Below are 20,942 nucleotides of genomic sequence, written 5' to 3'. Positions count from 1 at the left end.
GCCGGTGCGCAAGTGTAGTGGAGGCCGCGGCAGGCGGCCACCGCCGGCGGCTCCGGCATGCGCGGCTCAGTGCGTGGACTGCGAGTACGGGCGGGCGTCGGGCCGGGTGCCCCAGTCGCGGTTGGGCGTGGCCTGCATGGTGAAGCGCAGCTCGCCGCCGGCCATGATCTCTTCGTGGCGCAGGAACGCACGGTCCAGCGGCTTGCCGTCGAGGGTGGCGCTGCCGATGTAGGGATGGGCATCGTCCAGGTTCTCGGCGATGAGGGTGAAGTGCTTGCCGTTGGGCAGGTTCAGGCGCGCACGCGGCAGGAACGGGCGGCCGATGATGTACTCGTTGCTCCCCGGCGTGACCGGGTAGAAGCCCAGTGCGGTGAACACGTACCACGCCGACATCTGCCCGAGGTCGTCGTTGCCGGCCAGGCCGTCCGGGCGCGGCGCGTACTGGGTGTCCATGATCCGCTTCAGCCGGGCCTGGGTGCGCCACGGCTGGCCGGCGTAGGCATACAGGTAGGCGACGTGGTGGCTGGGCTCGTTGCCGTGCGCGTACCAGCCGATCAGGCCGGTGATGTCTTCCATGTGCTCGAACACCGCCGGGTCCACCTTCGCATCGAACACCTCGTCGAGCCGTTGCAGCAGCCTGTCCGCACCGCCGTGCGCGGCGGCCAGCCCGGCCACGTCCTGTGGCACGTACCACGAGTACTGCCACGCATTGCCTTCGGTGTAGTCGCTGCCGTAGCCGCTGGCGGCCGGATCGAACGGCTCGCGGAAGCTGCCGTCGCGCCTGCGCGCGCGCATGAAGCCGGTGGACGGATCGAAGGCGTGTTTCCAGTTGCCGGCGCGCTTGGTGAATTCCGCGGCGATATCGTCCCGCCCCATGGCCCTGGCCATGCGCGCGATGCTCCAGTCGTCGTAGGCGTACTCCAGGGTCTTGCTCGCCGCCTCGCCTTCCTCGTCGATCGGCACCCAACCCAGTTCGCGGTACTGGGCGATGCCGTCATAGGGGCCGTAGTCGGCACTGGCGACCATCGCCTGCAGCGCCTCGTCGGCGTCGAAACCACGGATGCCCTTCATGTAGGCATCGGCGATCACCGGCACCGCGTGGTAGCCGATCATGCACCACGTCTCCAGGCCGTGGAACGACCATACCGGCAGGATCCCGTAGGGGCTTTCGCGGCGCGCGGCCAGCAGCGAGTTGACCATGTCGCTGCTGCGCCGCGGCGGCTGCAGCAGGGTCATCAGCGGGTGCAGCGCGCGATAGGTGTCCCACAGCGAGAAGGTCGAATAGTGGGTCCAGCCCTGCGCCTGGTGCACGGCGTTGTCGGGGCCGCGGTAGCGGCCATCGCTGTCCATGAACAGGGTCGGGCCGAGCATGCTGTGGTACAGCGCGGTGTAGAACGCGGTGCGCTGCGCCGGCGGTGCGTCCACCTCCACCGCCGCCAGCGCCTGCGCCCACTGCGCACGCGCGGCGGCGCGGATGCCGTCGAAATCCCACCCGGGCGCTTCGGCATCGAGGTTGGCGATCGCGCTGTCCTCGCTGACCGGCGAGATCGACACCTTGACCAGCAGTGGCTCGCGGCCGCCGGGGCCGAAGTCGAAACTGCCGACCAGTTGCCGGCCCTCGATCTGCGCACGCGCGCCCGGGTCCTTGTCCGCCGGCGGCGGGAAGCCACGGTAGACGACATCGCTTTCGGTGTCGTGGAAAGCGTGACCGCGCAGCGGCCGCGAGAAGCGCATGGCGAAGTACAGCTCCCGTCCCGGCGCCCAGCCGCGGGTCTGGCGGTAACCGGTCACGGTGCCATCCGCACGCAGCCGCAGGCGCGACCACAGGATCTTGCCCGGGTAGTCGTACATGCTGGTGCGCAGGTCGACCAGCACATGCGCCGGCCGCTCCGCGGGGAAGGTATAGCGGTGCATGCCCACGCGCGCGCTGGCGGTGAGTTCGGCGCGCACCCCGGAGTCGTCCAGGGTGACGGCGTAGTAGCCCGGCTCGGCGCGCTCGCTGCGGTGGTCGAAGCGCGAGGTGTAGCCGCTGCCCGGCCGGGCGACGTCGCCACGCTCGTACTTCACCTCGCCGCTGAGCGGCATCAGCAGCACGTCGCCCAGGTCGGAGTGGCCGGTGCCGGAGAAGTGGGTATGCGAGAAGCCGACGATGGTGGTGTCGTCATGCCGGTAGCCGGCGGCCCAGCCATAGCCGTCCCTGCGCGACCGGATCTGCGTGTCGGGGCTGAGCTGGACCATGCCGTGCGGCACCGTCGCGCCCGGATAGGTGTGGCCCTCGCCACCAGTGCCGATGAACGGGTCGACCGCCGCCAGTGCGCGCTCGCCGGCACTCTCGCCGGCCATCGCCGTGCCTGCCAGCAGCACCAGCGCGACCATCCACTTCGCCTGTCCGACTGCCATTGCCCGTCCCCTTGGATCGATCCAATTCCCATCGAAGATAACATCCGTCGCCATCGCGGTAACGGCGCGGCGCCACAAAACGAAAAGGCCCCGCGATGCGGGGCCTTCTCTTCGGTGCCGCGGCGGGGCCGCAGGCCGGTCAGTCGATGTCGAGGAAGCTGCGCAGCTGCTCGGAACGGCTGGGGTGGCGCAGCTTGCGCAGCGCCTTGGCCTCGATCTGGCGGATGCGCTCGCGGGTGACGTCGAACTGCTTGCCGACCTCTTCCAGGGTGTGGTCGGTGTTCATGTCGATGCCGAAGCGCATGCGCAGCACCTTGGCTTCCCTCGGGGTGAGGCCGGCCAGCACGTCGCGCACGGTTTCAGACAGGTTGATGTTGGTGGTGTTGTCGATCGGGGACTCCACGTTGGTGTCCTCGATGAAGTCGCCCAGATGCGAATCCTCGTCGTCGCCGATCGGGGTTTCCATCGAGATCGGCTCCTTGGCGATCTTCATCACCTTGCGGATCTTGTCTTCCGGCATGTCCATTTCCTTGGCCAGCTCCTCCGGCGTGGCCTCGCGGCCGTACTGCTGGAGCATCTGGCGGGAAATGCGGTTGAGCTTGTTGATCGTCTCGATCATGTGCACCGGGATGCGGATGGTGCGCGCCTGGTCGGCGATCGAGCGGGTGATCGCCTGGCGGATCCACCAGGTGGCATAGGTCGAGAACTTGTAGCCGCGGCGGTATTCGAACTTGTCGACCGCCTTCATCAGGCCGATGTTGCCCTCCTGGATCAGGTCCAGGAACTGCAGGCCGCGGTTGGTGTACTTCTTGGCGATGGAGATCACCAGGCGCAGGTTGGCCTCGACCATTTCCTTCTTGGCCTTGCGCGCCTTGGCCTCGCCATAGGCCATGACCCGGCTGATTTCCTTCAGCTCGTCCAGGCTCAGGTGCGATTCCTTCTCCACGTCGAGCGTGGCCTGCTGCTCGGCGACGATCTGGTCCTTGACGTCACGCAGTGCCGAGGACCACTTCTGCTTGCGCTTGATCGCGTCCTCGACCCATTCCAGGTTGGTCTGGTTGCCTTCCCAGGAGCGGATGAAGTCCTTGCGCGGCATGCGCGCGGTGACCGTGGCCAGGTGCAGCACGCGGCGTTCCTGGGCCTTGATCCGGCCCATGGTGTCGCGCAGCAGGCGCACCAGCACGTCGGTCAGCGGCAGCGGCAGCTTCAGGGTGACGAAGGTGGCCGACAGTTCCTCGCGCAGCTTGGCCTGCGTCTTGAGGTCGCCCTTGGCGTGGGCCTTCTTGAACTTGGCCAGGTCGCTGGCCAGCTGCTCCATGCGGTTGGCCACTTCCACCGGGTCCGGACCGGTCGGGCCGGTATCCTCGTCGCCGCCGACATCGTCCTCGTCCTCGTCGGCCTCGGCATCGCTGTCGTCGGACGCGTCGTCGCTGTCGGTGGCGGCCGGCGCCGGCTCTTCCTCAACCAGGTCGTTGAAGCCGACGATGATCTCGGCCAGGCGCTTCTTGCCTTCCTTGTGCAGCTCGTAGTCGGCCAGCACCGCCTCGACCGCGGGCGGGAAGGTGCCCAGCGCCGCCTGCACCTGGCCCAGGCCTTCCTCGATGCGCTTGGCGATGGCGATTTCGCCTTCGCGGGTCAGCAGCTCGACCGTGCCCATCTCGCGCATGTACATGCGCACCGGGTCGGTGGTGCGGCCACCTTCGGTGTCGAGTGCGGTAAGTGCGGCAGCGGCTTCCTCCGCGGCGGTATCATCCACCTCGCGGTTGCCGGTGTTGCCATCGCTCAGGATCAGCGTGTCGGCATCGGGCGCCACTTCATGGACATCGATGCCCATGCCGGTGATCAGGCCGATGATGTCCTCGATCTGCTCCGGATCGACCATGTCGTCGGGCAGGTGATCGTTGACTTCGGCGTAGGTCAGGTAGCCCTGTTCCAGGCCCTTGCTGATCAGTTGTTTGATATCGGACTGCTGGGCAGGACGTTCGTTGGCCATGTAGTGCTCGCGCCACCGGCTGGGGAAAGATAGAGAACCTACTATTATACCAGCGCAGCATAACGCTTGCCGGGCGGTGGTTTCACGGCGCGTCAGGGTCTGAGCAGGAAGGTCACCGGTCCATCGTTGACCAGGCTGACCACCATATGGGCCCCGAAGCGGCCGGTTTCCACCCCGCCGGCGTGTTTTTCACGGCAGATCGCCACCAATCGGTTGAATAGCCGTTCAGCCTCGGCCGGCGCCGCGGCGGTGCTGAAGCCCGGGCGCATGCCCGAACGGGTGTCGGCGGCCAGGGTGAACTGGCTGACCAGCAGCAGGCCGCCCCCGGTATCGCGCAGGGAACGGTTCATCCTGCCTGCATCGTCGGCGAAAACCCGGTATCCCAGCAGGCGCTCGGCCATCCGCGCCAATGCCGCCTCGTCGTCGCCCGGTTCCACGCCGACCAGCGCCAGCAACCCCGGGCCGATCTGCCCGACCACTTCCTCCCCGACCGTGACCGACGCCTGGGTGACGCGCTGGATGAGGGAAAGCATGCGGGCTCCTGGCAAGGGGGAGCGCGCACGATATACCGCCCGGCGCCGGCTGCGGGCAGGCGGGGCGGCGGGGCGGCCAGGTCCGCCCCCCCGGCGGGCTAAACTTGCACGGATGAAACCGGAACGCACCGCCTCGCTGTACTACCGCCTCGCCACCGGACTGACCGCGCTGCCCTGGCGCTGGCAACGCGCCCTGGCCGACAGCCTGGCCTGGCTGTGGCGGCGGCTGGATGCGCGCGAAAGCCGGGTGACGCGGCGCAATCTCGAGCTGGCCTACCCGGAGCTGTCGGCGCCGCAGCGCGCGCGCCTGCACCGCGACATCCTCAGGACCACCGCCCGCCAGGCGCTGGAGACCCTGTACCTGTGGACCCACGATCCCGCCGCCAACCTGGCCCGGCACCTGCGCGAACGCCACGGACAGGCGCTGTACGACGCGGCGCGAGCCTCCGGCAAGGGGGTGATCGTGGTCGCCCCGCACTACGGCAACTGGGAGCTGCTGAACCAGTGGCTGGCTTCGCGCGGGCCGTTCGCCTTCGTCTACGCCCCGCCCGAAAGCCCGGCCGGCAACGCCTTCCTGCAACTGGCCCGTGGCGGCGACAACGTGCGCCAGGTGCGCGCCGAAGGCCCGGCGGTGCGGCAGCTGTTCAAGGTGCTCAAGGACGGCGGCACGGTCGCCATCCTGCCCGACCAGCAGCCGAAGAACGGCGACGGCGTGTTCGTTCCGTTCTTCGGCGTGCAGGCGCTGACCATGACCCTGGTCAACCGCCTGGCCGAACGCACCGGCGCCACCGTGCTCTATGCCTGGTGCGAACGGATCGGCCCGGACATCGAGTTCGCCCTGCACGTGGAACCGGCGCCGGCTTCGATCGCCGACCCCGACCTGCAGGTCGCAGCCGGTACGCTGAGCGCGGGCATCGAAGCCATCGCCCGGCGCGATCCGGCGCAATACCAGTGGACCTACAAGCGCTACACACTGCGCCCGCCCGGCAGCGGCGAAAGCGACCCGTACGCCACCGAGCGCCACCCGCATTGAATGCGCATGCATGATGCCCCTGCAACACTGCGTCACCCCCGCGATCGATTGAATCGCCGGGTGCCGACCCCATTAGGTTGCCGATGAACGCCACATCCCCCTCCCCCGCTGCCGCCCTTCCCTGCTTCGGCGAGACCGCGGCGATCCGTTGCGAACGCGCCGCCGCCGAACTGCGTGCAGGACGGCCGCTGGTGATCGCCGAGGGCGACCGCCGCCTGGCCACGATGGCGCTGGACAGCGCCTCGCCGGCCGGCTTCGCCGCGTTCGCCCGGGCCGCGGACGACCGCCATTACCTGTTCCTGACCAGCCCGCGGGCGCGGACGCTGGGCATCGACAGCGCCCACGGCATCCGCATCGCACTGGCAGGCCAGGACTTCGACACCCTGGCGGCGCTGGCCTACCTGCGCGACACGCCCTCACCCGGCGGCCTTCCCAGCGAAGGCGACGCCCTGGATGCCGCCGCCGTCGAAGTGGCGCGCCTGGGCCTGCTGCTGCCGGCACTGGTCTCGACCACCCTGCATGCCGGCGACAGTGCATTCGACGGCTGCCTGCACCTGGCCCTGGACGACCTGCGCTGCGGCGCCGCCCAGGCCGGCCAGGACTACGAGCTGGTGACGCGCTCGCCGGTGCCGCTGCGCGATGTCGGCATGACCGAGTTCGCGGTGTTCCGCGGCGGGGTGGCCCAACGCGACCAGGTCGCGGTCATCGTCGGCAGCCCCGACCTGCAGGGGGTGGTGCCGGTACGCGTGCACTCCTCGTGCCTGACCGGCGACCTGTTCGGTTCGCTCAAGTGCGATTGCGGCGACCAGCTGCGGCGCGCCCTGCGTACGCTCAAGGAACTGGGCGGCGGCATCCTGCTGTACCTGGACCAGGAGGGCCGCGGCACCGGCATCGCCGCCAAGATGCGCGCCTACGGCTACCAGCACGAGGGCCTGGACACCATCGACGCCGACGCGCAGCTGGGCTTCGGCGCGGACGAGCGCCGCTACGGCAGCGCGATCGCCATGCTGCGGGGCCTGGGCGTACAGCGCATCCAGCTGCTGACCAACAACCCCACCAAGGTGCAGCACCTGCGCAACGCCGGCATCGAAGTGCTGGGCTGCATCCCGGTCACCGGCCAGATCACCCCCGAGAACGAGCAGTACCTGCGCACCAAGGCCGCGCGGGCCGGCCACCACCTGGATGTCGACGCGCTGATCATGTCCGCGCAGTGACCGCGGCCGTGCCGCGCGGATGACGGACCTCCCGGCGTCCCTGTATGGTCGCGCCATGATCGAACCGCCAAGCCTCCCCCCCCTGCCTTCCGCCACGGACGACTGGCAGCCGCTGCCGGCCCGCGGCGCGCCCTTCGCCGCGATCGGCGCGGGGCTGGCATCGATGGCCGTGCTGCTGCTGGCCAGCGGCGTGCTGTCGCTGGTACTGCGCAATCCCTGGTGGCTGCCGAGCATGCTGGCCGCCGCTGGCGTCGGCCTGCTGGGCGGGGCCTGGATCGGCTGGCGCCGCCATCGCCGCACGTTCTGGCGGCTGGACCCGCAGGCGCTGGGCGTGCGCCGCGGCCACCTGTGGCAGAGCGAAAGCCACGTGCCGGTGTCGCGCGTGCAGCACCTGGACCTGCGCCGCGGCCCGCTGCAGCGCGCCGCCGACCTGGCGACCCTGGTCGTGCATACCGCGGGCACCCGGATGAACACCGTCGCCATCGCCGGGCTGGCGCAGGAAGACGCCGAGCGCCTGCGCGACCGGCTCGCCCGCCAGCTCGACCACGACGACGCACTGTGAGCCTGCACGACACGCCGGACGAGACCCGGGAGCAGCGCCTGCATCCCTGGTCGTGGCTGTTCGAGCTGCAGCAGCACCTGCAGCAGTTCCTGCTGCCGCTGGTGGCGCTGCTGTTCTTCGGCAGCCGTCGCCAGGATGGCGAGTGGCCGTTCCACCTGGTCACCCTGGCAGTGCTGCTGGCCATGGCCGGCAGCGCGCTGCTGCAATACCTGACCTACCGCTACCGGATCGGCGATGACGCACTGACCGTACGCAGCGGCATCCTCGAGCGCACCCGCCGCGAGATCCCGTTCGCGCGCATCCACAACGTGGTCGTGCACCAGAACCTGCTGCACCGCCTGTTCGGCGTGGCCGAACTGCGGCTGGAGTCGGCCGCCGGCAACAAGCCCGAAGCGCAGATGCGGGTGCTGCGGCTGGAACAGGCGCTGGAACTGGAACGGCTGATCCGCCAGGGCGGCACCCGCGTGCCGCTGGCCGCGGACAGTACCCAGGCCGCTCCCGGTACGCTGCTCGAACTGCCGCTGCCGGAACTGGTGCGGCTGGGGCTGATCTCCAACCGCGCGCTGGTGGTGGCCGCCGCCGCCATCGGCGCCGTCTGGCAGATGTTCCCGCGCGAGGTCGCGGAGGATTTCGTCCGCGACCAGGGCCGGCAGGCAATGGGCTATGCCAGCCAGCTGCAGCTGGACAGCGTGCCGCTGGCCGGCACCGTCGCCGTCGTCCTGTTGCTCGGGCTGCTGCTGATGGCGGCGATGTCCATCGCCCTGGCGATCGTGCAATACCACGGCTTCCGCCTGAGCGAGGCCGAGCGCCGGCTGACCGTCGAGCGCGGCCTGCTGACCCGGCTGCGCAGCAGCGTCGCGCACCGCCGCATCCAGGCCTGGACCCTGCGCGAAGGCGTGATGCACCGCCTGTTCCGGCGTCGCCAGCTGCGCGTGGACATCGCCAGCGGCGGTGGCCAGGAGCAGGAGGGCCGGGCCCTGAAGGAGCTGGCACCGGTGGCCGCGCCCGCCGCCTGCGACGCACTGCTGCAGCATCTGCTGCCCGGCGTGCAGTGGCCGCCCGCGCAATGGCAGGCGGTGTCGATGCGCGGCTGGTGGCGGCTGTGCCTGCCGGCGCTGATCATCGTCGCGGCGGCCACGGCACTGGGCTGCCGCCAGTTCGGCGCCTGGGGCCTTCTGCCCCTGCTGTGGCTGCCCTGGTCGGCGCTCAATGCGCATCGCCAGGTCGCACGCATGGGCTACAGCATCGACCCGCAGCGGGTCGCGATACGCGGCGGATGGTGGAGCCGCTGGTGGCGCGTGGCCGAGCTGGACAAGCTGCAGGCGCTGCGCCTGGACCGCTCGCCGCTGGACCACTGCTTCGGCACCGCCACGCTCACCCTGGATACCGCCGGCGCTCTCGGCTCGCCGCCGCTGCGCCTGCATTTCCTCGAGGCCGCGCGCGCCCGCGAACTGATGGAGCATCTGGGGCGGGAGATGGCTCGACGCCGTCTGCGCTGGTAGCGGCACCCGCGTGGGCAGGGCCCGGCCCCCGCCCGGTGCGACCTGCGCGCCCGGCGGCCTATGCCCGCGAAGGCCCCCAGTAGCCCAGCTCGCGGCGGATCTGCAGGCCGCGCCAGATCGCGCCCAGCGGCTTGCGCCCGGGCTTCCCCAGGCGGCCGGCGATGAAATCCTCGGTGGCGGCGATCACCCGCTCGGACGAACGCCCGTCGCGATACGGATGGATCGAATCGGCATAGCGGGTGATTTCCGCCAGCAGCGCCGGCTCGGGCGACAGCGCGCGCGCCAGCATGTCGGGCAGGCGCCGCGGGTCGTCGAAATCGAGCATGTGCGGCTGTGGCACGCGGTTGCGGAAGGTCACCACCGGTTTGTGCTGGACGATGAACTCCGAGACGATCGACGAAGTGTCCGACACCAGCACATCGGCGGCGCGCTGCGCGGCCATCAGCTGTTCCGGTTCGATGAAGCACGCATTGGCGCCGGCCAGCGCACGGTAGCGCTCGAAAAGCTCCGGCGCGCACTTGGGGTGCAGGGTCAGCAGCCAGTAGCGTTCGCCGGCGGCGATGTCGGCGGCGATGCTGTCGTACAGGTGCGGCGCCGCACTGAGGCGCTCGGTGAAGGTGGAACCGAACAGCACCACCGCGCGTCCGCCGGCCGCCGCGCGCAGGCTGGCGGCCTGCCCGCCGTCATCGCGGAACAGCGGGTCGAGTTTCGGCCAGCCGGTTTCCTTCACCACGAAATGCCGCTCGCGCGCGGCCAGTTCCTGGAACGGCCGCGTCGTCGCCGGCCCCTGCGTGCAGTACAGGTCGAACAGGCCGCGCACCCGGAAATGGCCGCGGGCGTCCTCGCGCTTCTGCACGTTGAAGCCATGGAACAGCTGCACCTTGGCCCCGGCCACGAACGGCGGCACCCAGTTGGCGGCGCTGAGCACCGCGCGTGGCCGCATCGCCAGCGCCTGCTGCAGGCCGATGGCCGGCACGCCTGCCAGGGTCGCCCCGACCGCGCCGCCCTCGAACCAGGCCGCGACCGCGTGGCCGTCCGCGTGCAACGCCTGCGCCAGAGGCGCGAGAATAGGCAGCGCATAGCGCTCCGTCGCAAACAGCAGGTATCCGGCCATCACCATGTCCTCTTCGACCGCTCCCACCGAACGGCCTCGCATCACGGCCTGCATTATCGCGTTCAACGAAGCCGCACGCATCGGCGACTGCCTGGCCTCGCTGGCGTTCTGCGACGAGATCGTGGTGGTGGATTCGTACTCCAGCGACGCCACCGTGGCCATCGCCGAAGCAGCCGGCGCGCGGGTGCTGCAGCGCGCGTTCGACGGATTCCGCAGCCAGAAGGCGTACTGCGTGGAGCAGGCCCGCCACGACTGGGTGCTGTGCCTGGACGCCGACGAGCGTGTGGGTACCGAACTCCGGCACGCCATCGAACAGGCCCGCGACACCGGGTTCGACGGTGCGGCCGGCTACCGGTTCGCCCGCCTGTCCGAGTACTTCGGCCGGTTCCTGCGCCACGGCAACGCCTACCCGGACCGCGTGCTGCGCCTGTTCGACCGCCGTCGTGGCGGTTGGCGCGGAGCGCGCGAGATCCACGAGGCCGCCAGCGTCGATGGCCCGGTGCGCACGCTGCGCGGCGACCTGGTCCACTACCCCTATCGTTCATTCGAACAGCAGCTGGCCAAGACCCAGCGCTACGCGCGGATGATGGCCGAGCACGAGTTCGCCCGCGGCAAGCGCGCCACCCTGGGCAAACTGGTACTGGCGCCGGCCTGGCGCTTCTGGCGCGGCTGGCTGCTGCGCGGCGGCTTCCGCGACGGCTGGCACGGCCTGGTGTATGCCTACGTGCGCGCCAACTACGTGCGGCAGAAGACCATCATGCTGTGGCTGCTGCAGAACGGCCGGAACGTGGCCGATCAGCCGCGCGATCAGCCCTGATCCGGCTGCCTCAGCCGCGGACCGGCTGCCGCTGTTCGGCGGTCCGCTGCCCTGGCTGCCGCTGCTCGTTCTGCCGGCGGTAGCGCTCGGAGGCCGCCACCAGCGACAGGCCCGTAAGCACGCCCACCAGGGTGGCATAGGTGCTGACGGTTATCTGGTGGGCGAACATCGACTGGGTCGCGCCGCACAGGATGTAGGCCACCACCACCATCACCCCGGCCGCTGCCGGGCCGCGGAATCCGTCCACGCCGCTATGGCGATGCAGGTGGATGAAGAGCCACAGCGGCAGGCCGTAGATGCACAGCAGCAGCAGCAGGCCGGGGATGCCCTGGGTGGCGCCCCACTCGGCGATGTCGTTGTGCGCGTGCCCCAGGTGGCAGCGCGCCTCCACCGCCTGCGGCAGCCGGCAGTCCGGCAGGCGCTGCATGGCGATGTCGAACTTGCCGATGCCCACGCCCGTCCATGGATGCTCGCGGAACGTGTCCCAGGCCACCTGCAGCCGTTCCAGGCGTGCGCCGGCCGACGAGTCCACGTCTCCGGCCTCGATGCGCTGCACGTCGCTGTGCAGTTCGGTCAGGCGGGTAAGCTCGCGCAGTTGCGGGACCGCCAGCACCAGCGTCGCCGCAACCAGCAGCAGCCCGGCCAGCGACGCCAGGCGCAGGCGTCCGCTGCCGCGGCGTATCGACAGCGTCATCGCCACCAGCAGTGCCAGCAGCGCCGGCCATACGCCGCGGCTGCCACTGAGCAGGATCACCGTGCCACCAGCCGCCATGCCCAGCGCGATCCAGCCCCAGCGCCCCGGGGGACGACAGAACACCAGCAGGATCATGAGCACCAGGGTGACATCGGCCAACACGATGGAATTGGTCCACGCCTCCGCACGCGGCCAGCCCTGGACCACCTGGTAAGCGGCGATGGCCAGGGTCGCGAACAGGCCGAACAGCGCGCCCCACCACAGCATTTCCTGACGGGGCCGGAACGCGCATACCCACAGCAGCACCCAGGGCATGGCCAGGAACCGGGTGCGGTAGCCTTCATCCCTGAACGCCTCGGCGGACTGCCACGACGACACCAGCGACGAGGCCAGCGCCGCCACGGTCAGGGCCAACAGCAGGTAGCCGATGACGCCGGCACGCACGCGCCACAGGTCGGAAAACCCCCGCGCACTGGTCAGCAGCAGTACCAGGGCAAACGGCAGCACGTTGAAGGGCGTGCTCACCATCGCCGCCGGCAACAGGAACAGCCCTGCCGATGCCAGCATGCCCAATGCGTCTTTCCGCTCAAGACCAGTGGTCGCGGTATACGTCAGATTGCGTGCCATCCTTGCAACTCTGGGACCAACGCCATGAATCATTCCCTACCAGACACGCCACGACCGGCGTCCATGGCCCTTGCGGTCGTGGATACCACCCCGGCCTAGACAACCGGGGGACAATACCACGCCTGTATGATTGTCCTTAACAGGCGGCTTCCTCCCGGCGATATCTCCTCAATGAAACGCATCCTGGTCACCGGCGGCGCCGGCTTTCTCGGTTCGCACCTGTGCGATCGCCTGGTCGGCAGCGGCCACGATGTGCTCTGTGTCGACAATTTCTTCACCGGCAGCAAGCGCAACGTCGCGCACCTGCTGGGCAACCCCGGCTTCGAGCTGATGCGCCACGACGTGACGTTCCCGCTCTACGTCGAGGTGGACCGCATCTTCAACCTCGCCTGCCCGGCTTCGCCCATTCATTACCAGCACGACCCGGTCCAGACCACCAAGACCAGCGTGCATGGGGCGATCAACATGCTGGGCCTGGCCAAGCGCCTGGATGCGCGCATCCTGCAGGCGTCCACCAGCGAGGTGTATGGCGACCCCGAAGTGCACCCGCAGCAGGAGGGCTACTGGGGCCGGGTCAATCCGATCGGCCTGCGCAGCTGCTACGACGAGGGCAAGCGCTGCGCGGAAACGCTGTTCTTCGATTATTTCCGCCAGCACGCGCTGGACATCAAGGTGGTGCGCATCTTCAACACCTACGGCCCGCGCATGCACCCCAGCGATGGGCGGGTGGTCAGCAACTTCATCGTGCAGGCGCTCAAGGGCGAGGACATCACCATCTACGGTGACGGCAGCCAGACCCGCAGCTTCTGCTACGTGGACGACCTGGTCGATGCCATGGTCCGCATGATGGACAGCGAGCGCGGCTTCACCGGGCCGGTCAACATCGGTAATCCCAGCGAGTTCACCATGCTGGAACTGGCCGAGAAGGTGATCTCGCTGGTTGGCGGCAGCTCCAGGCTGGTGTTCCAGCCCCTGCCGCAGGACGACCCGAAGCAGCGCCAGCCGGACATCGCGCTGGCCCGCTCGGCCCTGGACTGGGAGCCGAAAGTGGCGCTGGATGACGGCCTGAGGGAGACCATCGCCTATTTCCGCCAGGTGCTGGCGGCATGAGCATCTCGGCCACCACGTTCTCGGTCGTCATCACCAGCTACAACTACCTGCAGTTCGTCGTGGAGGCGGTGGAGAGCGCGCTTGCCCAGACCCGGCCGGCCGCGCAGGTCATCGTCGTCGACGATGGCTCCAGCGATGGCTCGCCGGCCATGCTGCAACAGCGCTACGGCGCCGATCCGCGCGTGACCCTGCTGTTCGGCGAGAACGAGGGGCAACTGGCCGCGTTCCAGCGCGGCACGGCCGCCGCCAGCGGCGACGTGGTCTGCTTCCTGGATGCCGACGACCGCTGGAAACCGCAGTACCTGGAGAAGATCGGCGCGGTCTACGACGCACGGCGCGATGTCGATTTCGTGTTCAGCGACCTGCGCACCTTCGGCATCGACAACCAGGACATCCTGTACGAGGACAGCAAGGCGCCGATCGACCTGGGCTACACCGCGATCAGCACCTACTTCTTCGTCACCTGGTACGGCGCACCGACCTCGGCGCTTTCCCTGCGCCGGCGCTGGGCGGACACCGTGCTGGACCTGCCGCCCAGTTTCCGCAAGCAGTGGAAGCTGTGCGCCGATGCCTGCCTGGTCCACGGCGCCAGCATCCTGGGCGCGCGCAAGTTCTACCTGCCGACAGGCTGCGTCGAATACCGGACCCACGGCAGCAACGGCTGGTGGGCGACCCGCCAGGAGCCGGCCTCGCTGCACCTCAACGGCCTGCGCAACTACGGGATCGTCCGCCACTACGCATGGCGCAGCGGGCTGGACGACAACTGCTGCGTGCTCAGCAAGAACGAGTACCGCACCAAGCCCGCACCGACGCGCAAGGAGCGCAAACGCTATGCGTCGCTGGCCCTGCGCGGCGATGCGCCGTGGTGGAAGCGCTACGAGCGCGCGGCCAGCATCCTGTTCGGGCACAGGCGCGGCCGCTGAAAGCCGGGCCTCCAGCGCGCCAGCGCGTGCCGGCGGTCAGCGACAGGACACTGCCCGGGTGCGGAAACGCCCGGGCAGGTTGTGCAGGAACCAGCGCACGTCAAGCTTGAGGCGATAGCCCTCCCGGGCCAGCCAGCGCCACGCCCCGACCGGTTCCTTCTCCCCGGTGCGGGCCTGGATGATCGACTCGAAGCTCTCGTCGCTGCTGACCAGGCCCGGCTTCAGGCCCAGGCATTCCACGCCGTGCAGCCAGGCCAGGTCCATGTAGTCGTCGACCGCCACGACCCATTCGTCCGCATGCCGCAGGAACCGCTCCGCCGCCGCCGGCGCCAGGTAATAGCCGAACGTGCACAGCGGGCTGCGCCAGTAGCGGTGCAGGACGAACTCACCGAAACGGCACCACGGTTCGCTGGGCCTGTCGGCGGCATGCAGGCGGAAATACCCCACCTCCTCGGGCAACTGCGGCAGATCGGCCAGCAACCCCGGCAGGCGCGGGTCGATCGCGATGTCGTCTTCCAGCACCAGCATCGGCTGGCCACTTTCCACGCAGCGCTGCCAGAGCAGGTAGTGGCTGGCCCAGCAGCCCACCTCCCCCGGACGGAACGGCCTGCCCTTGCGCAGCAGCCGCTTCTTCTCGGCGACGTGGCCGAAAAGTGGATGCGGCTGGCGCCCGTTCACCGCTTCGAAGAACCGGAAGCGCAGCCCCAGCGCGGCCGCCTGGCGCTCCATCGACACCCGCCGGTCAGCCGATGCGGGCAGGTTGATGACGTAGATCGGCAGTTCGCTCGTTGACCGAGGCATGACAGACACTTCTGGTTTCAGGGAAACGACGACGATGAAGGCGGGACGCCCTGCCGGCAGGCGGGCCGGGCCTTGGCCCGGAAAAGACGCGCCCGGGCGGCCGCACATGCCCCGCCGCCGTTTTCACAAGAATTACACGGACATCGGAAAAGTTATGTGAATGGGCGTTTCGTGCTGGCGAACACATTATCCCGGGCATCATGGCCGGTTTCGACTACCGGCTTTTCACCAGCCGCGCATGGAAGAAGCCATCACCGTCGTGCTCGCCCGGCAGGCGCTGGCGCGTCCCGGCATCGTCGTGGCCGAAGCCCTCCGGCAGCCGGTCGATGCCCGCATCCTCCGTCCGCGCCAGGAAGGCGGCGATCTGCTGCTGGTTCTCGCGACGCAGGATCGAACAGGTGGCGTACACCAGCACGCCGCCCGGCGCGAGCACCTGCCACAGGGCATCGAGCAGCCGCGCCTGCTGGGCAACCAGCGCATCGATGTCGCCGGGACGCCGGTGCAGCAGCACGTCAGGCTGGCGACGGATCACGCCGGTGGCCGAACACGGCGCATCCAGCAGCACCGCGTCGAAGGGCTCGCCGTCCCACCACGCGGCGCAATCGGCCGCGTCAGCCGCCCGCACCTGCGCCGAGGCGCCCACACCGGTGCGGTTGAAGGTCTCGCGGATGCGCTGCAGGCGCCGCGCATCCACGTCCAGCGCCAGCAGCCGCAGGCCGGGATCGCGTTCCAGCAGGTGCGCCGCCTTGCCGCCAGGGGCGGCGCAGGCATCGAGCACCCGCGCACCGGGCGCCGGCGCCAGTGCGTCGGCCACCTGCTGCGCCGACAGGTCCTGTACCGACACCGCGCCCTCGCCGAAGCCCGGCAGGCTGGCGACCGGCACCGCGACCGGCAGGCGGATCGCGTCGGCGGCCAGGGCCGAGCCCTCGGCCTCGATGCCCGCCTCGTGCAGCAGCGAGAGATAGGCATCGCGCGGGTAGCGCTGGCGGTTGACCCGCAGCCACAGCGGCGCCGGCTGCAGGCTGGCGGCGAACACCGCCCCGGCCTGCGCCGGCCAGTCCCGGCGCACATGCTCCTGCAACCAGACCGGCCATGCGTCCTCGGCACGGGCGTCGGGGAAACCTTCACGCTGCGCCCGGCGCAGCACCGCGTTGACCAGCCCGGCCTGGCGCTCGCGCCCCAGCGCACGTGCCGCATCGACCGTGGCCGACAGCGCGGCATGGGCCGGCAGCTGCAGCGCATCGAGCTGGGCGAAGCCGGCCAGCAGCAGCCCCTTCAGGTCGGCCTCGCGCGCCCCCAGCGGTTTCTGCAGCCATTGCCGCAACGCCTGCTCGTAGACCGCGTGGCGGCGCAGCGCGGCGAAGCAGATCGCTTCCAGCAGGGCGCGGTCACGGCCATCGTCCAGCTTCGGCAGCACCGCCGCCAGCTCGGCCTTCAACGAACGGCCGCGGCCGGCCACTGCCGCCAACACCTTGGCCGCCAGCAGGCGCGTCTGCACGCCCGGCTGTTGTGCGGCGCCGCCCTTCCACGGCCCGGATGCCGAGACCACCATCCGCTCAGCCCTCCACCGGCAGGTCGCGGCGGGCATTGAGGTAGTCGGCGGCGGTGATCGCCTTGCCGCCCTCGCGCTGCACCACGCGCAGGCGCAGTGCGCCCTGCCCGCAGGCGATGTCGATGCCCTCGCGGGATGCGCCGATCACCGTGCCCGGTGCCTTGCCGCGGTTGTCGTCGATGGCCACCGCACCATGGATGCGCACGCGCTCGCCGGCCAGCATGGCCTCGGCCACCGGCCACGGGTTGAAGGCGCGCACCCGCCGCGCCAGCGCCGCGGCGTCCTGGCTCCAGTCCAGCCGCGCCTCGGCCTTGTCGAGCTTGTGTGCATAGGTGACGCCGGCCTCGGGCTGCGGCTGCGCGACCGGCTTGAGGCCGGCGCGCAGCAGGCCCAGGCCGTCGGACAACACCTGCGCGCCCATCTCGGCCAGGCGGTCGTGGAGCAGGCCGCCTGTATCGGTGTCGGCGATGGCCGTGCGCTGGCTCAACAGCACCGGCCCGGTATCCAGCCCGGCCTCCATCTGCATCAGGCACACCCCGGTCTCGCCGTCACCGGCCTCGATCGCGCGCTGGATCGGGGCCGCGCCGCGCCAGCGCGGCAGCAGCGAGGCATGCACGTTCCAGCAGCCGTGGGTGGGAATGGCGAGCACCGCCCTGGGCAGGATCAGGCCGTAGGCGACCACGACCATCAGGTCCGGCCGCAGGTCGCGCAGTTGCTGCTGGGCCTCGGCGCCCTTCAGGCTCTCGGGCTGGAACACCGGGATCCCGCGGGCGATGGCATCGAGCTTGACCGGCGACGGCATCAGCCCACGGCCGCGGCCGGCCGGACGGTCGGGCTGGGTGTACACCGCGACCACCTCGTGGTGGCGCGCGGCCGCACCGAGCGAGGCGACGGCGAATTCCGGCGTACCGGCAAAAACGATTCTCATGGCAATCCAACTCCCGGAAAGAACGACGGCGCCGGGGACGGCGCCGTGCGATGCGCTGGTGCACGCCCGGCCAGGCCGGGGGCGCGGCTCAGGCGACGTGCTTGCGCTGCTTGGCCAGCTTCTTGCGCACCATCTCGCGCTTGAGCGGCGAGAGGTAATCGATGAACAGCTTGCCGTCCAGATGGTCCATCTCGTGCTGGATGCAGGTGGCCAGCAGGCCTTCGGCCTCCAGCTCCCGTGCGCGGCCCTCGCGGTCGAGGAAGCGCACCACGATGCTGTCGGCACGGGTCACGTCGGCATAGATGCCGGGCACCGACAGGCAGCCTTCCTGGTAGACCCGGCCGCCTTCGCTGGCGCTGGCGATCTGCGGGTTGATGAAGACCTGCGGCGCGTCGTGCTCCTCGCTGACGTCGATCACCATGAAGCGCTTGTGCACGTCCACCTGGCTGGCGGCCAGGCCGATGCCGGGGGCGTCGTACATGGTCTGGAACATGTCGTCGAGCAGCTGCTGGAACGCCGGGGTGGTCACTTCGGCAGGGTCGACCGGGACCGCCTTGGTGCGCAGCCGCGGGTCGGGGAATTCGAGAATGGGCAGGAGGGCCATGGGGTGCACCGGATGGGAGATGCCGCACAATTCGGCAGGACGTCCCAATTCTAGCGCCTGCGCTTGCCCCGCGCCCCGGGTTCTGCACTATAGTGCGCGAACCTGTTGGGGAATCAGGCAGATCGCAGCCATGCTGAAACAAATACGTACGGTCGCCGCCGTCGCGTTGCTGACCGTGACGACCTATGCGGTGGCGGTCGAGACGGGCGCCAGCCATCCGGACACCTACGTGGTGCGCAAGGGCGACACGCTGTGGGACATCGCCGCCCGTTTCCTGAAGAAGCCGTGGCTTTGGCCGGAGATCTGGCAGGCCAACCCGCAGGTCAAGAATCCGCACCTGATCTACCCGGGCGACGTCCTGAGCCTGGCCTACCTGGACCGGGTGACGCCGCAGGGCACCGTCCAGCCGGGCAAGCGCGACGAAGCGCCGATCAACGCGATCCCGCTGGCCCAGGTTGAACCGTTCCTGAAGAACCTGACCGTCATGGACAGCTTCAAGGAACTGCCCTACGTGGTCGGCCTGGAAGACAACCGCATGCGCGCCAGTGCCGGGCAGCAGGCCTATGTCCGCGGCCTGCAGGGCGCACAGCCCGGCCAGCGCTATGCCGTGCTGCGGCCCACGGTGCGTTATGGGCAGCCCAAGCCCAGCGACGATCTGGACGAGCGCGGCAACGTGACGCCGTTCACCGGCGACCTGTGGAAGAGCTACGTGGCCAGCAGCGACCGCCACGAACTGCTGGGTTACGAACTGGCCCAGGTCGCGACCGGCACGATCACCCGCGTCGGCAGCGGCGAGCGCGAAACCAGCACCCTGCTGCTGCAGGCCAGCGGCCGCGAAGTGCGCGCCGGCGACCGCCTGGTCCCGGTCCAGGCCAACCCCTACGACCTGCAGTTCGTGCCGCACGCGCCCACCGCAGCGGTGGCCGACGGCCACCTGCGCGTCCTGGCCGTGGCCGATACCCTGACCTCGGGCGGCCCGCGCGATGTCATCGCCATTTCCGGCGGCGCCCGTGACGGCATCGACAACGGCACCGTGTTCTCGGTCTGGCGCAGCGGCCGCCATGTCACCGACCGGGTGACCGGCATGGCCACCTCGCGTACCGATGATGCGCTCAAGCCCGGCGCCGGCCGCGTGTCGCTGCCGGCCGAATATGCCGCGCACGCCATGGTGTTCCGTACCTTCGACAGGGTCAGCTATGCGCTGGTGATGGAAGGCACCAAGCCGGCGCGCGTCGGGTACGAGCTCAAGCACCCGGACGCCCAGTAAGCGACGCGGCGTAATCCCACGCAGCAACAAGACGGCGCCCGAGGGCGCCGTCGTCGTTTCCGGGCCAGCATGCGCGCATGCCAGCCCTTCCCGACCCCACCGGCGAGCGCGCAGATGAAACCCGGGCGCTGTTGGCACTGGTGCTGGCCGGCGGCCGTACCCGGCCACTGCGCGACCTGCTCGACCACTTCGGCAGCGCCAGCCATGCGCTGGCCGCCGGGCCCCGGGCCTGGCAGGCCGCCGGCCTGGACCGGCAACAGGTGCAGGCACTGGGCACCGCGGCGCCGGCGGCCAGCGAACAGGCCCGCCGCTGGCTGGAGCACCCTCGCCACCACCTGCTCGGCTGGGGCGACGACGACTACCCATCGCTCCTGCGCAGTTGCCAGAATCCACCGCTGGCCCTGTTCATCGACGGCGACCCGGCATGCCTGTGGCAGCCCGCCATCGCCGTCGTCGGCAGCCGCAATCCCAGTGCGGCAGGGTGCGAGAACGCCTACGAGTTCGCCCGCGCACTGTCGGCAAGCGGGCTGGCGATCGGCAGCGGCCTGGCCGCGGGGATCGACGCGGCCGCCCATCGCGCCGCGCTGGACGCCGGTGGCGCCACGTTCGCGGTGATCGGCACCGGTCCGGACCTGGCCTACCCGCGCCGCCATGCCCCTCTCCAGACGCTGGTCGCCGCCCGCGGCGCGGTGGTCAGCGAGTATCCGCCCGGCACACCGCCGCGCAACGGCCAGTTTCCGGCCCGCAACCGGGTGCTGGCAGCACTGTGCCTGGGTACGGTGGTGATCGAGGCCGCCGCGCGTTCCGGGGCGCTGATCACCGCCCGGCTGGCGGCCGAAGCCGGGCGCGAGGTGTTCGCGGTGCCCGGATCGATCCGCAATGCCATGGCGCGTGGCTGCCACCGCCTGATACGCGACGGTGCAATCCTGGTGACACAACCGGCCGACATTCTTGAAGGCGTGGCCAATCTGGCCGGCGAACTGGCAGGCGCCTTGCAAAACCGGTTGCTGACCCCCATTCCAGAGGCCCCGGGCAGTGCTTGCCCGGCCCCCACCCCACCGGACCCGGACTACCAGCGCTTGTGGAATGCGCTGGGCCACGACCCAACCGGTATGGATTCGTTGATCAGGCGCACTGGATTGACGGCCAGCAGGCTGTCATCCATGCTGCTGGTCATGGAACTGGAAGGGAAGGTGTCGTCCGCATACGGCTGCTACACCCGCACCTGAGGTTCCTTCACCTCCACAGCGCCGCATGGCGCAGGCCGA

At 69.9% G+C, this 20,942-nt stretch carries 18 protein-coding genes; 9 read left to right on the top strand and 9 right to left on the bottom strand.

The features are described 5' to 3' along the window. Positions 1 to 66: 66 nt before the first annotated feature. The 3 genes from QQA12_RS01640 to dtd form a co-directional block, all read right to left on the bottom strand. Positions 67 to 2,400, bottom strand: coding sequence for a GH92 family glycosyl hydrolase (locus tag QQA12_RS01640; RefSeq protein ID WP_226050542.1), 2,334 nt, complete (start codon positions 2,398 to 2,400; stop codon positions 67 to 69). Between the two features lie 139 nt (positions 2,401 to 2,539). Next, positions 2,540 to 4,393, bottom strand: coding sequence for an RNA polymerase sigma factor RpoD (gene rpoD, locus QQA12_RS01635; protein WP_054661650.1), 1,854 nt, complete (start codon positions 4,391 to 4,393; stop codon positions 2,540 to 2,542). Between the two features lie 92 nt (positions 4,394 to 4,485). Then, positions 4,486 to 4,926, bottom strand: a complete 441-nt coding sequence (gene dtd, locus QQA12_RS01630) for a D-aminoacyl-tRNA deacylase (protein WP_226050543.1) — start codon at positions 4,924 to 4,926, stop codon at positions 4,486 to 4,488. 112 nt (positions 4,927 to 5,038) lie between these two features. Here dtd and QQA12_RS01625 point away from each other — a divergent pair, with 112 nt between their 5' ends. The 4 genes from QQA12_RS01625 (at position 5,039) to QQA12_RS01610 (ending at position 9,237) form a co-directional block, all read left to right on the top strand. Further along, positions 5,039 to 5,959 (top strand): lauroyl acyltransferase, encoded by a 921-nt coding sequence (locus QQA12_RS01625; protein ID WP_226050544.1) that lies wholly within the window; start codon positions 5,039 to 5,041, stop codon positions 5,957 to 5,959. Between the two features lie 83 nt (positions 5,960 to 6,042). After that, on the top strand, positions 6,043 to 7,173 hold the full coding sequence (ribA, locus tag QQA12_RS01620; RefSeq protein ID WP_056930730.1) for a GTP cyclohydrolase II RibA: 1,131 nt from the start codon (positions 6,043 to 6,045) through the stop codon (positions 7,171 to 7,173). Positions 7,174 to 7,228: 55 nt separating this feature from the next. Next, entirely contained in the window at positions 7,229 to 7,735 is a 507-nt protein-coding gene (locus QQA12_RS01615; protein ID WP_226050545.1) for a PH domain-containing protein, read from the top strand. Between the two features lie 2 nt (positions 7,736 to 7,737). Beyond that, a complete protein-coding gene (locus QQA12_RS01610) occupies positions 7,738 to 9,237 on the top strand; it encodes a PH domain-containing protein (protein ID WP_226050613.1) in 1,500 nt (499 codons plus the stop codon). A 58-nt stretch (positions 9,238 to 9,295) separates the two neighbouring features. Here QQA12_RS01610 and QQA12_RS01605 read toward each other — a convergent pair whose 3' ends face one another. After that, positions 9,296 to 10,354 (bottom strand): CDP-glycerol glycerophosphotransferase family protein, encoded by a 1,059-nt coding sequence (locus QQA12_RS01605; protein WP_226050614.1) that lies wholly within the window; start codon positions 10,352 to 10,354, stop codon positions 9,296 to 9,298. A gap of 1 nt (position 10,355) precedes the next feature. Between QQA12_RS01605 and QQA12_RS01600 the strand changes: the two genes are divergently transcribed. Next, positions 10,356 to 11,168, top strand: coding sequence for a glycosyltransferase family 2 protein (locus tag QQA12_RS01600; RefSeq protein WP_226050546.1), 813 nt, complete (start codon positions 10,356 to 10,358; stop codon positions 11,166 to 11,168). Positions 11,169 to 11,178: 10 nt separating this feature from the next. Here the strand turns inward: QQA12_RS01600 and QQA12_RS01595 are convergent, their stop codons facing one another. Beyond that, positions 11,179 to 12,429, bottom strand: a complete 1,251-nt coding sequence (locus QQA12_RS01595; RefSeq protein WP_226050547.1) for an O-antigen ligase — start codon at positions 12,427 to 12,429, stop codon at positions 11,179 to 11,181. 231 nt (positions 12,430 to 12,660) lie between these two features. Here QQA12_RS01595 and QQA12_RS01590 point away from each other — a divergent pair, with 231 nt between their 5' ends. Together QQA12_RS01590 and QQA12_RS01585 are read left to right on the top strand one after the other, a co-directional pair. Then, positions 12,661 to 13,599: a UDP-glucuronic acid decarboxylase family protein gene (locus tag QQA12_RS01590; protein ID WP_226050548.1), complete on the top strand. Its 939-nt coding sequence runs from the start codon at positions 12,661 to 12,663 to the stop codon at positions 13,597 to 13,599. Next, complete coding sequence (locus tag QQA12_RS01585) at positions 13,596 to 14,522, top strand: glycosyltransferase family 2 protein (protein WP_226050549.1); 927 nt, start codon at positions 13,596 to 13,598, stop codon at positions 14,520 to 14,522. The genes QQA12_RS01590 and QQA12_RS01585 overlap by 4 nt, the downstream gene beginning before the upstream one ends. A gap of 36 nt (positions 14,523 to 14,558) precedes the next feature. Here the strand turns inward: QQA12_RS01585 and QQA12_RS01580 are convergent, their stop codons facing one another. The 4 genes from QQA12_RS01580 to def form a co-directional block, all read right to left on the bottom strand. Further along, entirely contained in the window at positions 14,559 to 15,323 is a 765-nt protein-coding gene (locus QQA12_RS01580; RefSeq protein WP_226050550.1) for a glycosyltransferase family 25 protein, read from the bottom strand. Between the two features lie 214 nt (positions 15,324 to 15,537). Beyond that, entirely contained in the window at positions 15,538 to 16,875 is a 1,338-nt protein-coding gene (gene rsmB, locus QQA12_RS01575; RefSeq protein WP_226050551.1) for a 16S rRNA (cytosine(967)-C(5))-methyltransferase RsmB, read from the bottom strand. Positions 16,876 to 16,879: 4 nt separating this feature from the next. Further along, positions 16,880 to 17,803 (bottom strand): methionyl-tRNA formyltransferase, encoded by a 924-nt coding sequence (gene fmt, locus QQA12_RS01570; RefSeq protein WP_226050552.1) that lies wholly within the window; start codon positions 17,801 to 17,803, stop codon positions 16,880 to 16,882. Positions 17,804 to 17,891: 88 nt separating this feature from the next. Beyond that, on the bottom strand, positions 17,892 to 18,407 hold the full coding sequence (gene def / locus QQA12_RS01565) for a peptide deformylase (RefSeq protein WP_054661616.1): 516 nt from the start codon (positions 18,405 to 18,407) through the stop codon (positions 17,892 to 17,894). 130 nt (positions 18,408 to 18,537) lie between these two features. On the opposite strand from def, the gene QQA12_RS01560 reads away from it, so the two are divergent. Further along, entirely contained in the window at positions 18,538 to 19,674 is a 1,137-nt protein-coding gene (locus QQA12_RS01560) for a LysM peptidoglycan-binding domain-containing protein (RefSeq protein WP_226050553.1), read from the top strand. A 77-nt stretch (positions 19,675 to 19,751) separates the two neighbouring features. Then, on the top strand, positions 19,752 to 20,903 hold the full coding sequence (gene dprA, locus QQA12_RS01555; protein WP_226050554.1) for a DNA-processing protein DprA: 1,152 nt from the start codon (positions 19,752 to 19,754) through the stop codon (positions 20,901 to 20,903). Positions 20,904 to 20,942 lie beyond the last annotated feature (39 nt).

This window comes from Stenotrophomonas sp. 17(2023) (assembly GCF_030345315.1).
GTDB lineage: Bacteria > Pseudomonadota > Gammaproteobacteria > Xanthomonadales > Xanthomonadaceae > Stenotrophomonas > Stenotrophomonas acidaminiphila.
The sequence above is the reverse complement of the archived record's forward strand: the minus strand, read 5'-3'. Positions and strand labels throughout refer to the sequence as shown.